Raw genomic sequence first — 21657 nt, forward strand, 5'->3', positions numbered from 1 at the left:
CGCTTGGCCCGGCTTTGGGCGCGGACTATCCGCCAAGCGAATTTTTGCCCTCGCGCAGTGGTCATTCCTCCGGCCCATGGGCAGGTTCAAAGCCAAGGCGGACGCGCCAATCATGGAGAAATTACCGATGGCCCTTGATCTGAACACGCTGCGCAGCGATTCGCGCGAATTTCTGGCCCGGCGCGGCGCGGGCGAGGGCCTGTTGATCGCGGGCCAGTGGCGCAAGGCCGAAGGTGGGCGCACCTTGCCCACGCTTGACCCGGCAACGGGAACCGAGACCGCGCAGATTGCTGCGGCCAGCACCGCCGATGTCGAGGCCGCCGTTGAGGCCGCCCGCGCCGCCCTGCCGCTCTGGCGTGCCACGGTGCCGGTCGAGCGCGCGCGCATCCTGTGGAAGATCGCCGATCTGATCGAGGCGCATATTGACGAACTGGCCGAGCTGGAAACGCTCGATCAGGGCAAGCCGCTCTATGTCGGGCGCTGGGCCGAAATTCCCGGCGCGGTCAACCAGTTCCGCTTCTTTGCCGGGCAGGCGATGACCATCGAGGGCAATACGATCGAAAATTCGATCAATTATCAGCCCGCCGGCAAGCAGACGCGTTCGTGGACCGTGCGCGAGGCGGTAGGCGTGGTGGCGGCCATTGTGCCGTGGAATTCGCCTTTGGTGCTGACGGCCATGAAGCTGGCCCCGGCGCTGGCGGCGGGCTGTACCATCGTGCTGAAACCGGCCGAGGACACCAGCCTGACCGCGCTGCGTCTGGCCGAACTGATGGCGCAGGCGGGCCTGCCTTCGGGCGTGCTGAACGTGGTGACGGGTCTGGGCAGCGAGACGGGTGCGGCGCTGGCCAATCATCCGGGCGTGGACAAGGTGGCCTTTACGGGCTCCACCGCCACGGGCCGGGCCATTCTGGATGCGGCCAAGACCAATTTCAAGCGCGTGACACTGGAGCTGGGCGGGAAATCGCCCTCGATCGTGATGCCTGATGCTGATCTCGATCTGGCGATCCCGGGCGTGGCCAATGCGATCTTTTTCAACGCCGGACAGGTCTGCATCGCGGGCAGCCGCCTCTATGTCCACAGCTCCATTCACGATCAGGTGGTCGAGGGCGTGGCGAACTATGCCAAGAGCATCAAGATGGGCCATGGCCTGCTGCCCGACACCCAGATGGGCCCGGTCGTCTCGGCCCGCCATGCCGAGCGCGTCGAAGGCTTTCTGAACCGCGCCAAGGCGCAGGGCGCGACCATGCTGGCAGGCGGCGAGCGCAGCGGCGAGGCGGGCACCTTCATCGCGCCGACTGTGGTGGTCGATGTAAAGCCCGATTTCGAAATCGTGCGCGAGGAGGTTTTCGGCCCGGTTCTGGTGGCTCAGCCCTATGACGACGCTGAGGAAGTGATCGCGGCGGCCAATGCCAGCGAATATGGCCTTGCCGCCAGCGTGTGGACCGAGAGCCTGAGCCACGCCCACCGCATGAGCAGCGACATTCGCGCCGGGACCGTGTGGATCAATTGCCACGCGATGTATGACGCGTCGCTGGCCATCGGCGGGGTCAAGGCTTCGGGCTGGGGTCGCGATTCCGGCAAGCAGGCGATGGACAATTACCTTGAATGGAAGACCGTCTGCGCGGTTGTTTGATCTGATCTGCCCGATAGGCGGACAGGGCCGGGCGGGGCGTTGAGAATATGCCCCGCCCGGCCAGCTTTCCCTTTCCAGTCGAAAGGGAGACAATCCATGCGAGGCCGAAAAACCAAGCCGTTCAGCCGCCTGTTACCCATCCTGCTGTGCGCCGGGGCCGCAATTGGCCATCCGGCGCGGGCGCAAAATGCCTCCTGCCAAAAGCCGTGGTTCACCCCGCAGGCTCCGCCGGTGCAGTCGGTCGAGGTGCTGAGCGATGGCCGGGTGACGTTCCGCCTTTGCGCGCCGCTGGCCCATGAAGTGCTGGCCACCAGTTCGGATGCGGGCGACGTCATCCCGATGGGCTTTCCGGCGGGCACGCCGCAAGGGCTTGTGCTGAAGCGCGATGACACCGGATTGTGGAGCGGGACGACCGCCAAGCCGTTTAAACCCGGACCTTATCGCTATGCCTTCCGTGTGGATGGCGTGCGCACGGCCGATCCCTATGCGCAGGATTTCTCTCGCACCCGCTTTGGCACAGAGGCGGTGCTGGAAGTGCCCGGCAGCCAGTTTCAGGCCTGGGGCGCAAACCTGCCCCATGGCGCGGTGGCCAGCGTGGATTACTGGTCGGCCTCGTTGAAGGCCCGGCGGCGGGCGCATGTCTATACCCCGCCCGGCTATGAAAAGGGCGGCAATCAGCGCTATCCGGTGCTCTATCTGGTCCATGGCGCGGGGGATAATGATGAAAGCTGGACCGGGATCGGCCATGCGAACCAGATCCTCGACCGGCTGATCGCGGCGGGGCGGGTCAAGCCGATGATCGTGGTCATGCCCGATGGCCATACGCCCGATGCGGCTCGCGCGATTGATTTCCACGCCCATGATTTTGGTGATGATCTGACCCGCGATCTGATCCCGCTGATCGACCGAACCTATCGCACCACGCCCACGGCCGACGCCCGCGCGATGGCGGGCCTGTCGATGGGCGGTTCGCACACGATCCGCGAAGGGCTGACCCGCCCCGGCACATTCCACTGGATCGGCATTTTCTCGATGGGTGTGGGCATCGGCAGCCAGACCGGCGTGGACCCCAAACGGATCGAGGAATACGCCACCGAAAATGCCGCCGCGCTCAAACAGGCGGGGCGCGATATGCATCTGGTCTATTTCGCCATGGGGCGCGAGGATTTCCTCTATGCCTCGGTCAAGCCCACCCGCGAAGTGTTTGACCGATTTGGCATTGCCCATGTCTATCACGAGAGCGAGGGCGGGCACACCTGGATGAACTGGCGCGATTATCTGGCCGATTTCGCGCCCCGACTGTTCCGTTAATGGCTCAGGCCGCCGCGTCCTCGCGCGCGGCGGCCTTCTTAACATCGGCCATTTTCGCCTCGTCCAGATCGTAGAGATAGAGAAACACCCCGTTCACCACGAACATTGCCGCCGGGATAACCGCATAGCCCATGGTCAGCGCAAAAATCGCGCTGGGCGGCTGCGTCACCAGTTTGCCGCCCATGGTGGGGATATAATGGGCCGCGCGCAGGAATACGCCCAGCACCGCCACACCCAGCGCAAAGCTGGCCTTTTCCAGCACGGCGGCGGTGGAGGAGAGCAGGCCCTCGCGCCCGATGCCGGTGATCGCCCGGTCATAGACCATCGTGTCGCCCAGCATCGAGATCGACATCAGGATCAGCGCCCCCGAGCCAAAGCCCGAGGTGATGCCGCGCACAATCAGTTCGGCATTGCCCGGCGTATGGGGCGCGGCCAGCCAGCTCAAAGCCGTGGCGCAGAAGATGAAGACGCCGATGAGATAGGTGCCCCGCTTGCCGATCCGCTTGCCGCTCCACACCCAGACCGGCATGGAGAGCGCCGTGACGATATTCTGCACCGAGGTCAGCAGGATCTGGCCGCCATAGCCCACGCCCAGCACGTTGAGCAGGAACAGCAGACCGCAAGATCCTATGCTGGCAAAGGCGAGGAACTGAAACACCTTGGCGCCCAGCAAGAGCATATAGGGCCGGTTGCGCCCCATCAGCGCGATCTGGCGCGGCAGGGACAGCGGCGGCGGCGCGTCCGCATGGGCCTCTTCGGCGTGGGTGGCGGGGACCGACAGCACCGTGGCCGTCATCGCCCCAAAGATGATCAGCGCCATCACCAGCCCCATCGTGGCATAGGCCGGGCCGCCCGCGCCGCCCGCCTTGATGATCGCCGCCGTGCCCGCCGTGGCAAGCATTTGCCCGATCGAGACGAAGACCGTGCGGAAGGAGAGCAGGCGGGTGCGCTCGGCAAAGCCTTCCGTCAATTCGGCGGGCAGCGCCATATAGGGCACGGCAAACAGCGAATAGGCGGTGGAATAGATCACCTGCGCCGCGATCATATAGGCGATCAGCGCGCCTTGCCCCAGCGCGGGCGGGGCGAACAGCATCAGGAAAGAAGCCGCCGACAGGAACGCGCCCACCAGCATGAAGGGGCGGCGGCGGCCCCATTTGCTGCGGCTCTTGTCGCTCATCGAACCGATGATCATGTCGACCACCGCGTCATAGAGCTTGGCCCCCATCATCAGATAGCCCGCGATTTCGGGCGATTGGCCCAGAACTGTGGTCATGAAGGCGGGGTAATAGGCAGTGACCGCATTGAGCATGATCGACACGCCCACCGTGCCGATGCCAAAGCCAAGGCAGGTCTTCATGGGAAGGCGCGCGCTCATGCTGCTTCTCCCTTCAGAAAGGCTAGGATCGCGCCGGCCTTGGCCGCGTCTCCAGGGGGCAGGGCGGCGGCATGTCCGTCGGGCAAAATCTCCAGCGCGCGCGCCACCGAGGCATTGAGCAGGGCCAGCTCGGTTTCCGGCTTGAGCAAGAGCGTGGGCGCCGCGACCAGTGCCATCCGGTCAAAGGCGCGATATTCAAACGCCGCGATATAGGGCAGCGAATAGGTGTCCCATGATTTGAGCACATCAAGCGTGATGCGGTGCAGGATCTCGGGCGGCGGCATGGGCACGGACAGGCGATGGGCCGCATCCTGCATGAAATGGGGAAAGAACAGCGCCTGATCGCGGCAGAAATTGAAGGCCCAGATCAGATGGCGGCCATAGGCGTCGGGTTCGACGCGCGGCGCGTAATGCTCGATCACCGCCTCGCGCAACTCGTCGGCATATTCGGTGATGCCGTCCAGCACCACGCGGCGCACGCGTTCGGGATGGGCGGCCGCCATTTCGCAGGCGATGCGCGCGCCGGTATGTGTGCCGTAAACGTCCACCTGCGCAATGCCCAGCGCGTCCAGCATCCGCACCATCGACCTGGCGAAATAGGCGATGTCGGGATGGTCGGACCCGGGGACGGCGCTGTCGCCGTTGCCCAGCGTGTCGGGGGCTAGAATCGGCCCTTCATGTCCGCCTGCGCGCAGCGCCCGCATCAAAGGCTGGCTGAACCACCCCGAGGCGGGCGAGGCATGGAGCAGCAGCAGCGGCGTGCCGCTCCCCTCCATCCGGCGCAGGTGGATCTGTCCTTCATCGATGGTGACGAAGGCTCTGGTGATAATGGGGGGGGTGATGACGGGGGGATCGATCAGGCTCATGGACAACGAAGCTAACCCGGCATGGCCTGCGCACTTGTCGCATCCTGACCTTATCCAGCAGGCGGATAGAAGCCTTTTGTCTGGGGGCAGAGCTGCTTTGGCATGGTCAATTTACGGGCATGTTACAAAGCGACGCCTCCGATGATGTCCTGCTGGACGGGTTGAACGCCGCCGGGCCGATCCATCTGGCCGAGGCCTATGCCGTGATGGAGCGCTGGGGGCTGGACGCGCTGGTCTGCGCACAGCCGGTCAATGTGTTTCACGCGCTGGGCCATTGGCCCCAGATCGCGCGGACCCGGATCGGCCAGCCCGCCGGAACCTTCGCCATCCTCTCGCGCAGGCATATGGAAAAGCCGGTGCTGGTGACCAGCCGGTTCCTCCATTTCTACACCTTTGCCGATGGGCGCGGGCCGGTTGAGGCTTTCCTCTATGATGATCTGAGCGATGGCGAGGATCTGGGGCAGAACGGCGATTTTCCGCTTTGCCCTGATCGCGGTTTTGCGCCGCTCTCGGCCATGGAGCAGCACCGCTTTGCCATCAGCGAGGCGGCCTTGCGGCACCGGGCGGCCTATCGCCATGCGGGCGGGGCGCTGGTGGCGGCGCTGCGCGAAATGGGCGCATGGGGAGGGCGGATCGGCTGGGATGATCCGTTGATCGCGGGCGTGCTGGCCCGCCATGGCCATGGCGGGGCGAGCATCGCGGCAGACAATGCCATGCGTGAGATTCGTCTCATCAAATCGCCGCTGGAAATCGCGCTGATGCGCCGCGCCGCCAGCGCCAATGTCGAGGCGTTGCAGGCGGTTGCGCAGGGCGTGCGTGCCGGGGCCTCCTACCGCGATCTCCACGCGCTGTTTCGCGCTGAAACGGCGGCGCGGGGCAACAGCGCGGTGTTTCTCAACGTTGATCGGTCATCCTCGGAGGCCAGCCCGCATCGCATCGCCGATGGACAGGCGCTGTTCCTTGATGCGGTCAGCCATTTTCAGAATTATCACGGCGATTTCGCCCGCACGGTCTTTGTGGGCGAACCCACGCGCGCGGCCGCCCGCGCCGCTGATGCCGCCGCCTTTGCCTGGCAGGCTGTGCGTGAAGAGATCGGGCCGGGCCTGCGCTTTTCCGACATCGTGCGGATTGGGCAGGATGCGCTCAAACGCGGCGGATTTGATGTTCAGGTCGGCTTTGGCCCGCATTCCTGCGGCCTCGCGCATACCGATGAACCCGGCGAAGATGCGGGCGGCTTCTGGCGCAAGCCCGATCTGATGCTGCGCCCCGGCATGGTGATTTCGGTCGATTGCCCGGTGCTCGATTCCGGCCTCGGCGGTTCGGCCCATTGCGAAGATCTCGTTCTCATCACGGCCGATGGCTGTGAAACCATCCATTCCTCTCCTCCAGCGGTGATTGTCGTATGACCAGAAGCTTTATCCTTTCCGCCGGCATTGGCGATCCGGCGCTGGCCGATCCGGCCATGGCCGCGCAATTCGTGACCGCCGCCGAGACGGCGGGCGTCGATCTGCTGTTGCTGGGCCGCCATGACAGCCTGCTTTTTGACCCGCAGGTGATTGCCGCATGGGCCGCGCCGCGCGTGTCGCGACTGGGTCTGGTGCCGCTGGTGTCCAGCCGGATTGCACATCCCTTTCACGTGGCGCGCTCGCTTTCGGCCATTGATTATCTTTCGGGCGGGCTGCTCGGCTGGTGCCCGGTGGCGCAGGGGGGCAGCGCGGCGCAACTGGCCGATCTGGTGCGGGCAACGCGCGCGCTTTGGGATGGCTGGGATGATGATTGCCTGATCATCGACAAGGAAAGCGGGCGCTATCTGGACACGACCAAGGTGCGGCCGAGCAATTATGTCGGCACCCATTATGCGGTGCGCGGCCCGGTCAACGCCATGCGTCCGAAACAGGGGCATCCCGTACTGGTCTGCGATGCCGCCTCGCCCTTTGCGGTGCCCGGGATCGATGTGGTGATCGCGGCCGAGGGGCAGGCTTTCCCCGCCGCCGCGCGCCGCCTGCTGCGGGTCGATCCGGACGTGGATATTGCCGCCATGGCTGTGCGGTTTGCGGCGGGCGAGATCGACGGGCTGCATGTCGATCTGATCAACCCCGTCGTCGAACTGGCCCGCATCGGCAAGGCCCTTGCTCCGATTACGCAGGGGCGCCCGTCGGCGGGCACTTTGCGCGAGAGGCTTGGCCTGCCGCTGACGCTGCGCAACATTCATGAGGAGATTGCCTGATGCCCCGTCCCATCCATCTTTGGGCCTTTCTTCAGGGCATCGGCCATTATCCCAGCGGATGGCGCCATCCCGGCGCCGAGCCGGAGGGCGTGTTCACCATGGATTATTACGCCCGCGTCGGGCGTCTGGTGGAAAAGGGCCGGTTTGACGCCATCGTCTTTGGCGATCAGTTGCAGTCGCGCGGGGTGCGCGGGCGCACGCCCGAACATCTGGCCATGCCCACGCTCGATCCCATGGCGCTGCTTTCTGCCATCGCCTCGGTCACGCAGCATGTCGGGCTGGTGAACACGCTGTCCACCACCTATTGGTCGCCCGAAGGCTTGGCCGAACGTTTCGCCACGATGGACCGGATGAGCGGCGGGCGCGCCGGGTGGAATATCGTCACCACCGCCCATCCCGACACCGCGCCCAATTTCGGCGACGAAGATCTGCCCGAAAAGTCGCAGCGCTATAAGATGGCGGCGCAGACCGTGGCGCAGGCGCAGGCCATCTGGCGCGAGCGCAATGCCGCGCTGGGGCCTTCGCCTCAGGCGCGCCCGGTTTTCGTTCAGGCCGGGCAATCGGGCGACGGGCGCGATTTTGCCGCCAGCATTGCCGAGGCGATCTTCTGTTCGGCCCCGACGATTGAGGAAGGCATTGCCTTTCGCAATGACATGCGCGCCCGCGTGGCGGCGGCGGGGCGTGATCCCGATGCGGTACGGATCATGCCGGGCCTCTCCTTTATTCTGGCCGAAACCGAGGCCGCCGCGATTGCCAAGGATCAGGCGATCCTCGATCTGGCCGATGAGGCGCTGTGCATCGAATATCTCTCGGAATCGCTCAATTGCGATCTGACCGGCTTTGATCCGGCCGGGCCGATCCCGGTCGATCATATTCTGAGCCAGACCTGTTTCCCCAAGGCCGACATTGGCCGCGCGCTGGAAAAGCCGGCTGCGATTGGCCTGCCTTTGGGCAAATTTGCCTCAGGCTATGTGCGTACGCCGCGCGGGCATAATGTGTTTCGCGGCACGGCATCGCAGCTGGCCAATATGATGATCCAGTGGGTTGAGGCGGGGGCCTGCGACGGCTTTACCCTGCAACCGGCCTATATGCCGGGCGAATTGGAAATCTTTGTCGAGGAAGTGGTGCCGATTCTGCAGGCGGCGGGCGCCTTGCGCATGGATTATCCGGGCAGCACCCTGCGCGAGACAATGGGCCTGCCGCGCTGGCCTGCGGATATGGCGGCGTGATCGGGGGGCTGGCGGCGCTGGTGCTGATGGCGGGCGCCGCGCCCGCCGTCGAAACGCCCAATGTCCATACCGACCGCGCCGCCGTGACAAGGCGCTGGGCCAAGCCACCCTCGCGCTTTGTCACGGTCGATGGCGTGCCGATCCATGTGCGCGAGGAAGGGCGCAAGGGCGCGCCTGTCGTGGTTCTGCTGCATGGCTCGATTGTGAACCTGCACGAATGGGATCTGGTCGTGCCCTTGCTGGCGCGCGACTATCGCGTGGTGCGCTTTGACTGGCCGCCCTATGGCCTGTCGGGGCCGGACCCCAAGGGCGTTTACACCACGCCGCGCGCCGCCGAACTGATGGACGGCTTGATGCGGCAATTGGGGCATGACCGTTTCGCGCTGGTGTCCACCAGCAACGGGGCCAATGTCGCGCTGGAATATAACCGGGCCTATCCGGGGCACACTACGGCCATGGCCTTTTCCATCCTGCCGCTCGAACGCCCCAGCCAGACGCGCAAGATCGGCGCGCGGATGATGGAACTGATCGCCGAGCAGAAGGCCAGGACGCCGCAATGGCGCAGCCATGCCTTTTTCCGCGAGGTGTTGAAGGACACCACGCCGCCCGCCTTCGAGCCGAAAGACTGGATGGTGGACAGTATTTTTGACGCCGACAATCTGCCCGGTGCCTATGTCAATCAGGCGGCCTTGCTGGCGGCCAATGTCGAATTGTTCAAGACCGATATTGTCAAGCGCGAGACTGAGGCTGTTACCGTGCCGGTGTTGCTGCAATGGTGCACCTATGACACGGTGATCAGCCAGAGCGCGGATGAATCCAAGGCGCGTTTTCCCAATGCGCGGGTGGAGTATATCGAATATCCCACGCTTGGTCATTTTCCGATGTGGGAAAATCCCAAGCTGTTCACCCGTGACCTCAAGGCCTTTTTGGACCGCCAGCGCAAACCGGCGGTCCGGCGCAAGAATTAAGGTTTGATCGCCCGGATCAGCAGGTTGGGCAGATAGGCATTGTCCCATTCTGCCTGATTTGTGGCTGAAGGCGCGGGCGGCGTGGCGCCGATGCGCAGCACGATCAGGTCATGTTTGGGCGAGACATAGACCACCTGATTGGAATTGCCGTCGAACAGGTAAAGCGCGGGGTCGAGGTAAGGCTCGCTGTGCAGAACCTGCGGGCCCAATGTACCGGGAGCGCCAAAACCGCGCCTTTGATTATAGGGCTCGCCGATCCAGATGCCCAGGCCGAAATTGGGGTTCTGCGGCGTTCCTTTGCGCATTTGCGCCGTATAGTTCTTGGGCAACAGTCGCTTGCCGCCCCACACACCATCGGCATGGATCAGCATGGCCATGCGCAGATAGGTCTCGGCAGGCAGATAGGTGCAGCAGCCCGAATGGGCGAGGCCCCCTTCGCGGTCGACCCAGATCGTGCCGCCCGGCGCGCCGATTTTGGCCAGCACCTCGGCGCCGACAAATTCGCCGTAGCGCCGCCCGGTGGCCCGCTCGATCACCAGCGCCACCAGATCCGATGGAGCATTGGCATAGGCATAGCGCGTGCCCGGCTCGGCGGTCATTGGATAGGTGTCGATAATCTCGCGCCCGTGATCGGTGGACAGATAGGCGGTGTTGAGCGGATGGGCCGGATCGGGGCTGAACCCCTGATCGAGCATCCCTGAACGCATATCGAGCAGATGGCGCACCAGAATGCGGCCCTTTTGCGTGCCCTTCAATTCGGGGATGATCTCACCCAAAGGCTGGTCCAGCCCCTTGATCCGCCCCAGCGCGATGGCGCGGCCCACAGCCAGCGCGGTGATCGGCTTGGACAGCGATTTGGACAGCATCGGCACCTGCGCATCCATGCCCGGTCCATACCAACTGTGGATCAGCGCGCCTTTGTGCCATACCAGAAAGGCGCTTGACCGCATCGCGGCGGCATAGGCATCGCCCTTGGCCAGAGCGGCGGGGGCGATGGCGGCATCGGCGCGCGCCGTCATCGGTCGCCATGCCTTTGCCCCGGACAGTTTTTCCAGCGGCGCATAAGGGAAATTGCCGGGATCTTTCAGGAATTGCGCGAATCGCTGCTGATAGACCGCCCTATCGCCGGCAACCTCGCCGGCCATGGCTCCAGCGGCCGGAAGCGTGGCCAGAAAGGCGGTCAACGCCGCCATCGTGATCCTCTTTGTCCTTTGCATGTCAACAATTCCCCGCATTCCTAATGGTCCCGAAGTTTTTGCAATCTGCCTATTGGTGCCGTGCATGCCTGTGCAGAGCGCGCCAATCCCCACTGTGCGGATAATTCCACCACATGCCGCATCACCATGGGGCCAAGCGTCCATATCCCGTGCAAGTCCGAGGTTTGGAGTGCATGAGCTATGACAGGGGTAGAACGGTGCCAGGTGGGGATTGTGGGTGCAGGCCCCGTTGGCACAGTAATGGCCACCCTGCTGGCCAAGGCCGGCTATGACGTGGTGGTGTTCGAGGCGGGACTCGATTGTGCGCAGGACCTGCGCGCATCCACGTTCCATCCTTCGACGCTGGAAATGCTGGACGCTATCGGCATCACCCAATTGCTGCTTGATCGCGGGCTGAAGGCGCCGGTCTATCACTGGCGCGACCGTTCTTCGGGCGAGGTGGTCGATTTCGATCTGTCGGAAATTTCCGATGTCACGCGCTATCCCTTTCGTATCCAGTGCGAGCAATATCACCTCTCGCGCGGGCTGGCCGAAGGGTTGGAGCAATATGGCAATGCGAAGGTGCTCTTCGGTCATCGCCTGCTGACGCTGGAGCAGGACGATACGGGCGTGAACCTGTGCGTCGAGACGATGACCGATATCGTGCGCTATCGCTGCGATTATCTGATCGGGGCCGACGGCGCCAATTCGGTGGTGCGCAAATGGCTGGGCATCGAATTTGACGGTTTTACCTATCCCGAACGTTTCCTCACTTTGTCCACCAAGCTGGAGCTGGCCGATTATCTGCCCAATCTGGCCTATGTGAACTATGTGTCGGACCCGTCGGAATGGCTGGTGCTGCTGCGCGTGCCTTCGGTGTGGCGCGTTCTGGTGCCGACCGACGCCTCGTTGGGCGATGATTATTTGAAGTCTGACGAATTCAAGGACGGCATTTTCCGGCGCCTGCTGGGCAGCGACATTCATGTCGAAACCGGCCACCGCACGCTTTACCGCGTGCACCAGCGCGTGGCCAAGAGCTTTGGCAGCGGCCGCGTCTATCTGGCCGGGGATGCGGCGCATCTCAACAATCCGCTGGGCGGGTTCGGCATGAATTCGGGCGTGCATGACGCTTTCAACCTGTTTGAAAAGTTGGACCCGGTGCTGAAGGGCAAGAAGACCAACCAGAGCCTTGCGCTCTATGATCGCCAGCGCCGCACGGTAACGCACAGCTTTACCCAGCAGCAGACGATCGAGAACATGGCCTTCATCAAGGGCGGCGCCGACGAAGCGCACAAGCGCCGCCGTCAGGCGATGCTCGACCTGAAGGCAGATGACGACAAGCGTCGCGCCTATCTGATGCGACAGGCGATGTATGAAAGCCTCTCGCAGGCCGCTGCGGTCGAGTAAATTTTCGGGCGGGGCGGTCAAACGCTCCGCCCTTCTTCCATCCAAACTGGGCACGGTCCCCCGTCCTGCCTGTAACAAGGAGTATATTCGCATGGGTGACGTTCTGGGCTGGCGCAAGCTGATGGGGGTGATTGCGCCTTCGACCAACACCACGGTGCAGCCCGACATGGAGCGGATGCGTCCGGTGGGCGTGACCAACCATTTCAGCCGCATCTATGTCGAGGACCCGCTGGCGCTGTCGAACGAGGATTTTCTGGTCGGCACCCAGGCGATTTCCGACGCCACCCATGATGCGGTACGCTCGGTCATGACGGCCAAGGTCGATTATCTCGTGCTGGGCATGTCGGCGGTGACGTTTTACGGCGGCGTTGAAGGCAGCCGCAAATGGAAGGCCGATGTCGAGGCAGTGGCGGGCGTCGGCGCCAGCACGGGGGCCGAATCCGTCGCCGCCGCCTTGAAGGCCTATGGCGGGGTCAAGACCGTCAGCTTCGTCTCGCCCTATTATCCGGTGGCCAACACCGAAGTGCGCCGTTTCCTTGAGGAATCGGGCTTTGAGGTGAAGCGCGACAAGCCGCTGGAATGCAAGCGCTGGACCGATATCGCCAAGGTCAGCCCTGAGGAATTGCGCCCGGTGCTGGATTATCTGGACGGTGATGATGTGGACGCCATCGTTCAGGTGGGCACCAATCTTTCGATGGTCGATCTGGCGGTGGAATATGAGCAGAAGCTCTCCAAGCCGGTGATCGCGATCAACACCGCGACCTATTGGCATGGCCTGCGCGCCTGCGGCATCCATGACAAGATCGAGGGCGTGGGACGCCTTCTGGCCGAATTTTAATCGAAATGCGCGCCCGCCTGACCGACAGGCGGGCGTATCGCGGCGGATGCCTACCCGCGCGCCCGGCAACCATGCGATGGATCGCTCACAGCAGGAGGTCGGCGCCATCAACCGAGCGACGACAGGGCCGCGCATGATCGCAGCGCCGGTCCCAACTCAGGGAGAAAACCGTGATTCAGGAAGTTCTCGTACTGCGCTGGGTGCACATCATCTGCATGGTCTATTGGCTGGGCGGCGAATGGGGTGTGTTTCAGACCAGCTATAATATCCTCAACCGCAAACTCTCGATGGAAGAGCGCAAGCGGCATATGGAAACCGCCTATCGCATCGACATTCTGGCGCGCACCGGCATCATCACGCTGCTGCCGCTGGGTCTGCATATGGGCAATATCTATGGGCTTCAGCCCTATGGCGGCAATTTCCTGACCTTCATGTGGATCTTTGTCGCAGGCTGGCTGGCGCTGTGCTGGGGCGCGTTCATCAAGCGCGAGACGGACATCGGCATCAAGCTGACCAAGATCGACGAGTCGGTGCGCTATATCCTCATCCCCACGATCTTCTTCGTCGGCATTTCCTCGCTGCTGGGTCATGGCCCGTTCGAGGCGGGTGAGGGCCAGCGCTGGTATGCCACCAAGTTCACGCTTTATGGCTTTACGCTGTGCATCGGGCTTGGTCTGCGCTGGATCATGCGCCGCTGGACCACGGCTTTCCGTATTCTGGCCCAGGGGCCCAATCCCAAAATCGAGGCAGTGCTGGAGCGCGACTTCTTCCTCGGGCGCTGCATGGCCTATGTTTATTGGATCACGATTTCGGGCATCTGCTTCCTCGGCACGGTCAAGCCGATCTGAAGACGCCTTCTCAAAGGGGCTAAGAAGCGCGGCGGGCCAAACCTGCCGCGTTTTTTATGCCCATAAAAAGACCCCGGCGCCTTCTGTTGAAAGCGCCGGGGCCAAGTGCGGGTTCGTATTAACGGATCAGTTGCGATAGGTGGTGGCCGCGCGGGTCAGCACGCCCATCGGATCGGCCGCCATCGCCGGATCGGCCTTGGCCACCATCGCGCGCCAGTCTTCGGGCATATCGGCATAGCGGGCCACTTTCATCCCCGCGCTGCGCAACGTCTGGGTGCCTAAGCCTGCGGGCATTTTCCACCAGCGCGCATAATCGGTGACATCCGTGCCATAGGCGGTCGCGCTGACAAAGGCGCGCTTGGGATCAAGGGCCTCAGCAGCAGGGCTGCAAATCATGCTCATATCGTTGAGCACGCGATCGTTCTGCCCGGCCGTTTCCGCGCGGGCGCGGCTGTGGGTCTGGAAACAGACGGTGTCACCAATACGGAAGAAAAGCTCGGGCACGTGCTCGACCGAGAACTTCGACCCACCAATGGTTGGGGGCAATTGCAGGACGTTATCCGCGTTATAGACCACCTTGGTCGGGCCGACGGGAGCGAAAGGCACATCGACCATCGTACCGGTGATCGGATTAAGCAGCTTTTCCGCGCGCACGCCGGAATCCAGCGCGGTGCGGAAGGCCAACTCATACTGGCTGATCACCAGCCCGCCATCTGCGGTAGGCCGCACATCCATCAGCGCGCCAAAGATCATGTCGCACATCGGGATCAGATTGGCGCCCTGCTGGGCATAATTGCGCCCGCGAAACCACCAGAACACCGGCCCCGCATCGGCGCGCATCCGCATCCGCCGGGTCATGGCGATGCGGGCGGCGGCATCGGCGGGGATGCCCTCTTCACGGGCGATCGGCGCGGCTGCCGCCATTTCGGGCATGGCCATGGCCGCGCCCAACATTGCCCCGCCCGCCATCAGCATCCGGCGGCTCAGAAGCAGGCTTTCATCGCCCATATCGGTCTCAAATGTGTCACTCATCACATTTCCCCCACTGTCGGGTTTACAGGGCGCCCACCGCCCCGGACCCGATCAATTGTTCAATTTTTCTATTATCATAGCCCAGCGCGCCCAGCACCTCGCGCGCATCGCGCCCCGGCTGGGGCAGGTGGTTTTCGGCGCCCGTCCGCCGCCCCGCCATTTCCAGCGGCACGGTAGGCAGCTTGGTCTCGCGCCCATCGTCGAGGAACACCGTCTCCAGCCCGCCTGCGGCCAACTGGGGGTCTTCGAACAATTCTTCGGGCTTGCTGACCGGAGCGAAGGGGATGCCGGTGCCTTCGAGCCGCGCGATGATTTCGGCGCGGGTGAAGGACGCCACCTTGTTGCGCACGACGGGCAGGATGCGGTCGCGGGCCAGCACGCGCTGGTTGTTGGCGCGCAGGCTTTCGTCCGCCCACAATTCGTCAAAGCCGAGAAGTGCGCAGAATTTTTCCCACAGGCTGTCGGACACCACGCCGATGAACACAGGCAGGTCCTGCGTTTCAAACACGTCATAGATTGCCCAGGCCGAAATGCGCGCGGGCATGGGCGCGGCGGGTTTCCCGGTCACGGCAAACTGCGCCATATGCTGGCCCACCAGATAGGCGGTGGTTTCAAACAGGCTGGCCACAACCTTTTGCCCGCGTCCGCTGCGGTGGCGTTCCTCCAGCGCGGCAAGGATTCCGATCACGCCGAACATCGCGCCCGTCACGTCGATAACGCTGGACCCGGCGCGCAAAGGCCGCCCCGGAGGGCCGGTCATATAGGCAAGGCCCCCCATCATCTGCGCCACTTCATCAAGCGCGGTGCGGTTTTCATAGGGGCCGGGCAGGAAACCCTTTTCGCTGCAATAGATCAGGCGCGGATTGGCATCAGCCATCGCCTCATAAGACAGGCCCATGCGGCCGAGCGCGCCGGGACGGAAATTTTCCACCAGAATATCGGCGCCCAGCACCAGATCGCGCGCCACCGCAACGCCATCGGCACTTTTGAGATCAAGGCAGATCGACTGCTTGCCCCGGTTATACATCGGGAAATAGCCCGAGCCGGAACCGAGCAGCCGCCGCGTGGCATCGCCGCCGATGGGTTCGATGCGGATCACCTCGGCGCCAAGGCTGGCGAGGATATGGCCCACCGCCGGACCCATCACCATGTGGGTGAACTCGATCACGCGGATGCCCGCCAGAGGGGTGGGGTTCTGGCTCATTGGGCGATCCTTTCCTGATAATCCATCATCACGCCCGCATCGGGGGTGAAACCATACAGCGGCTCGTCCGGCAGGGCTTCGGCCAGAATGGCGCGCACTTTCAGCAACTTTTCCAGATCAATGCCGGTGCGATAGCCCATGGCGTTGAGCATCAGCACCAGATCCTCGGTGACGAGATTGCCCGAGGCACCCGGCGCATAGGGACAGCCGCCAAGGCCGCCCAGCGAGGCATCCAGAGTGGTGATCCCTTCATCCAGCCCAGCCAGCGCATTGGCCAGACCCAGCCCGCGCGTATTGTGCAGGTGGAGCGTGGTCAGCGCATCGCCCACCTCGGCGCGTACCGCGCGGACAAGGCGGCGGACCTGCGCCGGATCGGCATAGCCGGTGGTGTCGGACAGGCTCAGCTCCTTGGCCCCCGCCTCGATGCTGGCCGCCGCCATGCGGACCACGGTGGCCTGCGGCACGGCGCCCTCGATGGTGCAGCCAAAGGCGGTGGAGAGGCCCACCGCGAAATGGACGCCTGCTTCGGCCGCGATCCGGCCCATTGCGCGGATTTCCTCGATCATCTGGGCGTGGTCCTTGCGGACATTGCGGATCGAATGGGTCTCGCTCATCGAGAAAGGCGCGGAAAAGCCATGCACGCCCGCCTCGACCGCACGCGCCGCGCCCTTGGCATTGGGCACCAGCGCGACGACGTTCAAACCCTCGATCTCGCGCGCGAAGCGCACCAGTTCGGCAGTGTCGGCCATCTGCGGCAAGAGGCTGGGGGGCACGAAACTGCCTACCTCGATTTCAGGCACGCCGCAGGCGGCCTCGGCAGCGATCCACGCCTTTTTCGCCTCCAACGGCATGACAGGCTTGATCGATTGCAGCCCGTCGCGCGGGCCGACTTCGGAGATAGTGATGAAAGTCATAGATATATCCAAGGGCGCGCCACGCGGTCGGCATGAAGCCACGCGGCGATGGCGGGGCGCGATTTCAGGGTAAGATCGATGGCGTCCAGCCCTTCAAGGAGCATGGTTCTGGCCTCGGCCTCGATGGGGAAAGAATATGTTTCATCGCCGCAGGTCAGCGTCTGCGCGGCAAGGTCGATATGGACCTCGCGCCCTGCGACGCTTTCCACCGCCTCGCGCGGCAGGACCAGCGGGAGCAAGCCGTTGCGGATGCAATTTGCGGCGAAGATCGGCGCGAAGCCCGGCGCGATGACACAGAGCACGCCATATTCGGCCAGCGCCCAGACCGCATGTTCGCGGCTGGACCCGCAGCCGAAATTGGCGCCCCCCGCGATGACCTGCGCGCCCGCATATTCGGGCCGGTTCAGCACGAAATCGGGATTGGGCACGCGGCCTTCGACATAGCGCCACGGGGCGAACAGCCCCTCGGCAAGGCCCGTGCGCCCGGTCGATGTCATCTCGCGGCTGGGGATGATCGCGTCGGTGTCGATATTGTCGAACATCATCGGCGCGGCGATGGCGGACAGGGTGTTAAAGGGGGTCATGCCTGCGGCTCCAGCAAGCGGGGATCGGCAATTGCGCCTGCAATCGCGCTGGCCACGACCACTTCGGGGCTGGCGATATGGGTGCGGATGCCGGGGCCTTGGCGGCCTTCGAAATTGCGGTTGGTGCTCGAAATGCTGCGGCTGCCGGCGGGGAAACTCTCGCCGCCCGCAAAAAAGCAGAGCGAGCAGCCGCTCATCCGCCATTCAAAGCCCGCAGCCTCGAAGATCTTGTCCAGCCCTTCGGCCTCGGCGGCGCGTTTGACCGCGCTGCTGCCCGGCACGACCAGAGCCTTTTGGATTGAGGAGGCGATATGGCGCCCTTTGACCAGCGCGGCGGCGCGGCGCAGATCGGACAGGCGCGCATTGGTGCAGGAGCCGATGAAGGCGACATCAATGGGCGTGCCGATGATCGCCGCACCGGGGGCAAGGTCGATATAGTCATGCGCGCGAGCGGGCCCGCTGGGCACCACGCTGTCGATGGGGATCGCATGTTCAGGGCTGGTGCCCCATGTGATCATCGGGGCAATGGCGGCGGCATCGATCACGATGGTGCGGTCGAACCGCGCGCCTTCGTCGGAATGCAGGCCCGTCCAATAGGGCGCATCGAATGCGACGGGTGCATAGCGGCGGCCCGCCAGATAGGCGAAAATCTTTTCGTCCGGCGCGATGATGGCGGCCATGGCGGCAAATTCGGTGGCCATGTTGCACAAGGTCATGCGCGCCTCGATATCAAGCGCCCGCACCGCCGAACCGGAAAATTCCACCACATGGCCCGCGCCGCCCCCCGCGCCATGCGCCGCGATCAGAGCCAGCGCCATATCCTTGGCTGTCACGCCGGGAGACAGCGCGCCGTCAAAACGCACCAGCATCGTCTTTGGCCGGGGCAGGCGCAGCACGCCGGTGGCCATCGCATGTTCGGCCTCCGATGATCCGATGCCCCATGCCAGCGCGCCCAGCGCGCCCTGCGTGCAGGTGTGGCTGTCGGGCGCGACCAGTGTGCAGCCGGGCAGCACGATGCCCAGTTCGGGCGAGATGACATGGGTGATGCCTTGATCCGGGTCGGTCACATCGAACAGGGTGATGCCCGCCGCGATGGCCGCCGCGCGGGTCTCGGTGATGAAGGCCTGTCCGCCCAGCATCAAAGTCTTGTCGCCCCGGCCAGGGCGGGTATCGACGATATGATCCATTACGGCAAAGACGCGGCGTGGATCAACCACCGGCCGTCCCGCCGCCGCCATGCTTTTGAGCGCCGAGGCCCCGGTGCGTTCATGCAGGAACACCCGGTCTATCGCCACCAGATCCGAACCCGCGGGCGTGGTGGCGGTGACATGCGCGTCCCAGATCTTATCCGCCAGGGTGAGGGCCATTACGCCGCGCCCCCCAGATCGACGATGACCTTGCCGCTGGACGCGCCGGAGAGCAGGCGTTCGACCGCATCGTAAATGCCTTCGAGGCCAGAGAAACGTGGCGTGTCGAAATGAACTTTCACCTTGCCCTCGGCATAAAGGGCGAACAGCTTCTCGCGCGCTTCGGGCCAATGCGGGGTCAGCAGGCCGTTCATGAAGCCGCGCACCGAGGCGCCCTTGTAATAGATCGCGTTGGCGATGCGCGGGCCGCTGATAATTTCGGGCACGCCGTTGAGATCCGCCGCCGCGCCGCCCACCACCAGCCGCCCATGGTTGGCCAGATTGGCAAGGAAAGCATCGAAGATCGCGCCTGAAACGGTATCGACCGCCACATCAATGGCATTGCGATATTCGCTGTTCAGCACGGTGGTGACATTTTCGGCGCGATAATCGATTACCCGCGTGGCGCCCAGCGAGCGCACGAAAGCGGCCTTTTGCGCGCCTCCGCAGACCGCCACGACATGGCATCCGCGCGCCGCCGCGATCTGGACGAGGAAATGGCCGAGGCCCCCCGCCGCCGCCGAAATCGCCACTGTCTCGCCCGGCTGCAATTGCCCGATGACGTCGAGCGCCACCATCGCTGAAACCCCGGTGCTGCACAGCGCCAGCCAGTCGGGGTCGGCCGAGGTAACCTTCAGGAAATTGGCGGCGGGGGCGATATTGGCCTGGCGATATCCGCCGGTAAAGCGTGTGGTGACCACCGCATCGCCCGGTGCGAAATCGGCAACACCTTCGCCCACGGCCTCTACCACGCCCAGCGCCTCGACCCCGGTATAGGTGGGCAGGGCGATCTTCACGTAGTCCACCGCATTGCGCGCGATCTGCGTGTCGAAAATGCCGTTGATCCCGCAATAGAGGTTGCGCACGCACAACTCCCCCGGCGCCGGATCGCTCAGGGGCAATTCCCGGATCACGCAGCCCTCGCGAAACGAGGGCGCGATGGTTTCAAGCCGGATCGCGCGATAGGTGTTCAAGCTGGAGGTGTTCATGCGGGAAACCCCAGACAGCCGGGGTTCAACTGCCCCTTGGGATCGACCACCGATTTGACCGCATCCAATACGCGCAGGAAGGCGGGATCGCGGCTCTCGCGGTATTTATAGGATCGCCCGATCTGGAAATGGGCGCAGCCATAGCTCTCGGCAATCCGCTTAACCTTCTCGCGCGCAGCCGCGACCATGGCGCTCGCCTCGGGCGCATCGCCCAATTGCTTGAGACGCGCCAGATGGGCCGGTTCGACAAAGCTTTCATGCACCGGGCGATAGCCCTGCGGCCAGAAGAACACCGGTTCCATGCACACGGCATTGTTGTGCAGCGTAGAAAAGAGAAAGCCGGTGTGGATGCCCAGACGGTCGAATTCGCCGGCCATTTCGTCGAAATAGGCCTTGATGTCGGCAAACATTTTGGGCGCGTTCGACAGCGAGACCTGACCATGGACCGGAATCCAGCTTTCGCCCTCGGGCCCAAGGATCGAGTTGGGCGGCGGGAACGGCATCGCGCGGATCACCTTGGCGATCGTATTGGCGATTTCGACGCCATCATATTGCGCGGCAATCGCGCGCGCTGTGGCCAGATCGGCGGCCACGGCTTCCTTGCAGCGGCCCTCGGCGGTAATGTGGAGGGGATATTCCTCCTCCTCGATGAAGCTGCGCCCGGCGGTGGCGATTTTCAGGCCAGCCTTGAGCGCGCCGAACACCGACTTTTCCTTGGCCATCACCGCGCCCAGCGCTTTGACGTCATTGGTCATACCCATGCGGCGCATCCGCACCTTGGTCAGGCCGGGGTCAAAGCCGCAGGTTTCCGAGGCGATCCCGGCCCGTGCCATTTCGGCCAGAGCCTCCAGCATGATCGGGCCGGTCTTGAAGCTGAAGCTGACCGAATCCTCAAATTGCGGGCGGCGCATCAGGCGGAAAGTGACCTCGGCCTTGAGGCCCAACGTGCCCGCATCGCCCATGAACAGGCCCGCCAGATCTGGGCCGTAGTGACGATAGAACGGCGTTTCCCCATCCGGCCCGCGCGCGCCGGTTTTCAGCACGCTGCCATCGGCCAGCACCATCGTGATCGCAATCACGCTTTCGGTCGAGGTGCCGTACTGGCCGCAACCGAACATGGCATTATGGTTCGACAGACCGCCGCCGATGGTGGAATATATCCCGCTCATCGGCCCCCAGAACGGCAGGCGCAGGCCCAAAGGTTGCAGCGCATCGTCGATGGCTTTCCACGATACGCCTGCCTCGACGGTGATCGTCATATCCTCTTCGCGGATCGAAAGGATGCGGTTCATCCGCAAGGTGTCGATCGAAATGGTGGTATCGGTGGTCGGGATATAGCCGCTGGTATAGGTCATGCCCGCGCCGCGCGGGGCAAGGTCCACGCCCGCTTCGACCGCGGCCTTGACCACGGCGGCCAGTTCGGCGGTATTGCCCGGCGAAACGATCAGCATCACCGTATGGTCCGATGCGCTCCAGATGTCCTCGCTGAACAGGCGGCGGCTGGCCTCATCCTCGCGCAGATTGGCTTCGCCCACGATTGACGCAAGGCGCGAACGCAGGTCGGCGGGGCAAGGGGCGGACATTGTTGCGGTTTCCTGAGACATGATGGCCTTTCGGATCGAATGGGGTT

At 63.9% G+C, this 21657-nt stretch carries 19 protein-coding genes; 9 read left to right on the forward strand and 10 right to left on the reverse strand.

The annotated features are described in order from the left end of the window. Nucleotides 1-127: 127 nt before the first annotated feature. Nucleotides 128-1633, forward strand: coding sequence for an aldehyde dehydrogenase (locus tag FHW96_RS10305; protein ID WP_172340474.1), 1506 nt, complete (start codon nucleotides 128-130; stop codon nucleotides 1631-1633). Nucleotides 1634-1729: 96 nt separating this feature from the next. Continuing rightward, nucleotides 1730-2944, forward strand: coding sequence for an esterase family protein (locus tag FHW96_RS10310; RefSeq protein WP_172340475.1), 1215 nt, complete (start codon nucleotides 1730-1732; stop codon nucleotides 2942-2944). A 4-nt stretch (nucleotides 2945-2948) separates the two neighbouring features. Here the strand turns inward: FHW96_RS10310 and FHW96_RS10315 are convergent, their stop codons facing one another. Continuing rightward, nucleotides 2949-4319 (reverse strand): MFS transporter, encoded by a 1371-nt coding sequence (locus tag FHW96_RS10315; protein WP_172340476.1) that lies wholly within the window; start codon nucleotides 4317-4319, stop codon nucleotides 2949-2951. Continuing rightward, nucleotides 4316-5185 carry an alpha/beta fold hydrolase gene (locus FHW96_RS10320; protein ID WP_172340477.1) on the reverse strand — a complete coding sequence of 290 codons (870 nt, stop codon included), beginning with the start codon at nucleotides 5183-5185 and terminating at the stop codon, nucleotides 4316-4318. Before FHW96_RS10320 ends, FHW96_RS10315 begins: the two co-directional genes overlap by 4 nt. A gap of 119 nt (nucleotides 5186-5304) precedes the next feature. Here FHW96_RS10320 and FHW96_RS10325 point away from each other — a divergent pair, with 119 nt between their 5' ends. Genes FHW96_RS10325 through FHW96_RS10340 form a run of 4 tightly spaced genes read left to right on the forward strand, consistent with a single transcriptional unit; the run spans nucleotide 5305 to nucleotide 9609 of the window. Then, a complete protein-coding gene (locus tag FHW96_RS10325) occupies nucleotides 5305-6591 on the forward strand; it encodes a Xaa-Pro peptidase family protein (RefSeq protein ID WP_172340478.1) in 1287 nt (428 codons plus the stop codon). Continuing rightward, nucleotides 6588-7412 (forward strand): LLM class flavin-dependent oxidoreductase, encoded by an 825-nt coding sequence (locus tag FHW96_RS10330; RefSeq protein ID WP_172340479.1) that lies wholly within the window; start codon nucleotides 6588-6590, stop codon nucleotides 7410-7412. The genes FHW96_RS10325 and FHW96_RS10330 overlap by 4 nt, the downstream gene beginning before the upstream one ends. Continuing rightward, the gene (locus FHW96_RS10335; protein WP_253950863.1) at nucleotides 7412-8641 is read left to right on the forward strand and encodes an LLM class flavin-dependent oxidoreductase; all 1230 of its coding nucleotides are present in this window, start codon (nucleotides 7412-7414) and stop codon (nucleotides 8639-8641) included. Before FHW96_RS10330 ends, FHW96_RS10335 begins: the two co-directional genes overlap by 1 nt. Beyond that, entirely contained in the window at nucleotides 8638-9609 is a 972-nt protein-coding gene (locus FHW96_RS10340; protein WP_371815686.1) for an alpha/beta fold hydrolase, read from the forward strand. Before FHW96_RS10335 ends, FHW96_RS10340 begins: the two co-directional genes overlap by 4 nt. On the opposite strand, the gene FHW96_RS10345 is transcribed toward FHW96_RS10340, so the two are convergent. After that, nucleotides 9606-10802, reverse strand: a complete 1197-nt coding sequence (locus FHW96_RS10345; protein ID WP_172340480.1) for a serine hydrolase — start codon at nucleotides 10800-10802, stop codon at nucleotides 9606-9608. The two genes, FHW96_RS10340 and FHW96_RS10345, sit on opposite strands and share 4 nt — an antisense overlap. A gap of 204 nt (nucleotides 10803-11006) precedes the next feature. Here FHW96_RS10345 and FHW96_RS10350 point away from each other — a divergent pair, with 204 nt between their 5' ends. From FHW96_RS10350 to FHW96_RS10360, 3 genes are all read left to right on the forward strand, one after another. Continuing rightward, nucleotides 11007-12212: an NAD(P)/FAD-dependent oxidoreductase gene (locus FHW96_RS10350; protein WP_172340481.1), complete on the forward strand. Its 1206-nt coding sequence runs from the start codon at nucleotides 11007-11009 to the stop codon at nucleotides 12210-12212. 91 nt (nucleotides 12213-12303) lie between these two features. Further along, nucleotides 12304-13050 (forward strand): arylmalonate decarboxylase, encoded by a 747-nt coding sequence (locus tag FHW96_RS10355; protein ID WP_172340482.1) that lies wholly within the window; start codon nucleotides 12304-12306, stop codon nucleotides 13048-13050. Between the two features lie 170 nt (nucleotides 13051-13220). Continuing rightward, nucleotides 13221-13898, forward strand: a complete 678-nt coding sequence (locus tag FHW96_RS10360; protein WP_343058995.1) for a hypothetical protein — start codon at nucleotides 13221-13223, stop codon at nucleotides 13896-13898. A gap of 126 nt (nucleotides 13899-14024) precedes the next feature. Here FHW96_RS10360 and FHW96_RS10365 read toward each other — a convergent pair whose 3' ends face one another. Genes FHW96_RS10365 through FHW96_RS10395 form a run of 7 tightly spaced genes read right to left on the reverse strand, consistent with a single transcriptional unit; the run spans nucleotide 14025 to nucleotide 21631 of the window. Next, the gene (locus FHW96_RS10365; protein WP_172340483.1) at nucleotides 14025-14930 is read right to left on the reverse strand and encodes a hypothetical protein; all 906 of its coding nucleotides are present in this window, start codon (nucleotides 14928-14930) and stop codon (nucleotides 14025-14027) included. 22 nt (nucleotides 14931-14952) lie between these two features. Continuing rightward, complete coding sequence (locus FHW96_RS10370; RefSeq protein WP_172340484.1) at nucleotides 14953-16134, reverse strand: CaiB/BaiF CoA-transferase family protein; 1182 nt, start codon at nucleotides 16132-16134, stop codon at nucleotides 14953-14955. Beyond that, entirely contained in the window at nucleotides 16131-17048 is a 918-nt protein-coding gene (locus FHW96_RS10375; protein ID WP_172340485.1) for a hydroxymethylglutaryl-CoA lyase, read from the reverse strand. The genes FHW96_RS10370 and FHW96_RS10375 overlap by 4 nt, the downstream gene beginning before the upstream one ends. After that, entirely contained in the window at nucleotides 17045-17632 is a 588-nt protein-coding gene (leuD, locus tag FHW96_RS10380) for a 3-isopropylmalate dehydratase small subunit (RefSeq protein ID WP_172340486.1), read from the reverse strand. The genes FHW96_RS10375 and leuD overlap by 4 nt, the downstream gene beginning before the upstream one ends. Continuing rightward, nucleotides 17629-18999, reverse strand: coding sequence for a 3-isopropylmalate dehydratase large subunit (locus FHW96_RS10385; RefSeq protein ID WP_172340487.1), 1371 nt, complete (start codon nucleotides 18997-18999; stop codon nucleotides 17629-17631). Before FHW96_RS10385 ends, leuD begins: the two co-directional genes overlap by 4 nt. Continuing rightward, on the reverse strand, nucleotides 18999-20027 hold the full coding sequence (locus tag FHW96_RS10390; protein ID WP_172340488.1) for a zinc-binding dehydrogenase: 1029 nt from the start codon (nucleotides 20025-20027) through the stop codon (nucleotides 18999-19001). The genes FHW96_RS10385 and FHW96_RS10390 overlap by 1 nt, the downstream gene beginning before the upstream one ends. Next, nucleotides 20024-21631 carry an FAD-binding oxidoreductase gene (locus tag FHW96_RS10395; protein WP_216650852.1) on the reverse strand — a complete coding sequence of 536 codons (1608 nt, stop codon included), beginning with the start codon at nucleotides 21629-21631 and terminating at the stop codon, nucleotides 20024-20026. The genes FHW96_RS10390 and FHW96_RS10395 overlap by 4 nt, the downstream gene beginning before the upstream one ends. Nucleotides 21632-21657: the final 26 nt, after the last annotated feature.

This window comes from Novosphingobium sp. SG751A (assembly GCF_013149295.1).
In the GTDB taxonomy this organism is placed as follows: domain Bacteria; phylum Pseudomonadota; class Alphaproteobacteria; order Sphingomonadales; family Sphingomonadaceae; genus Novosphingobium.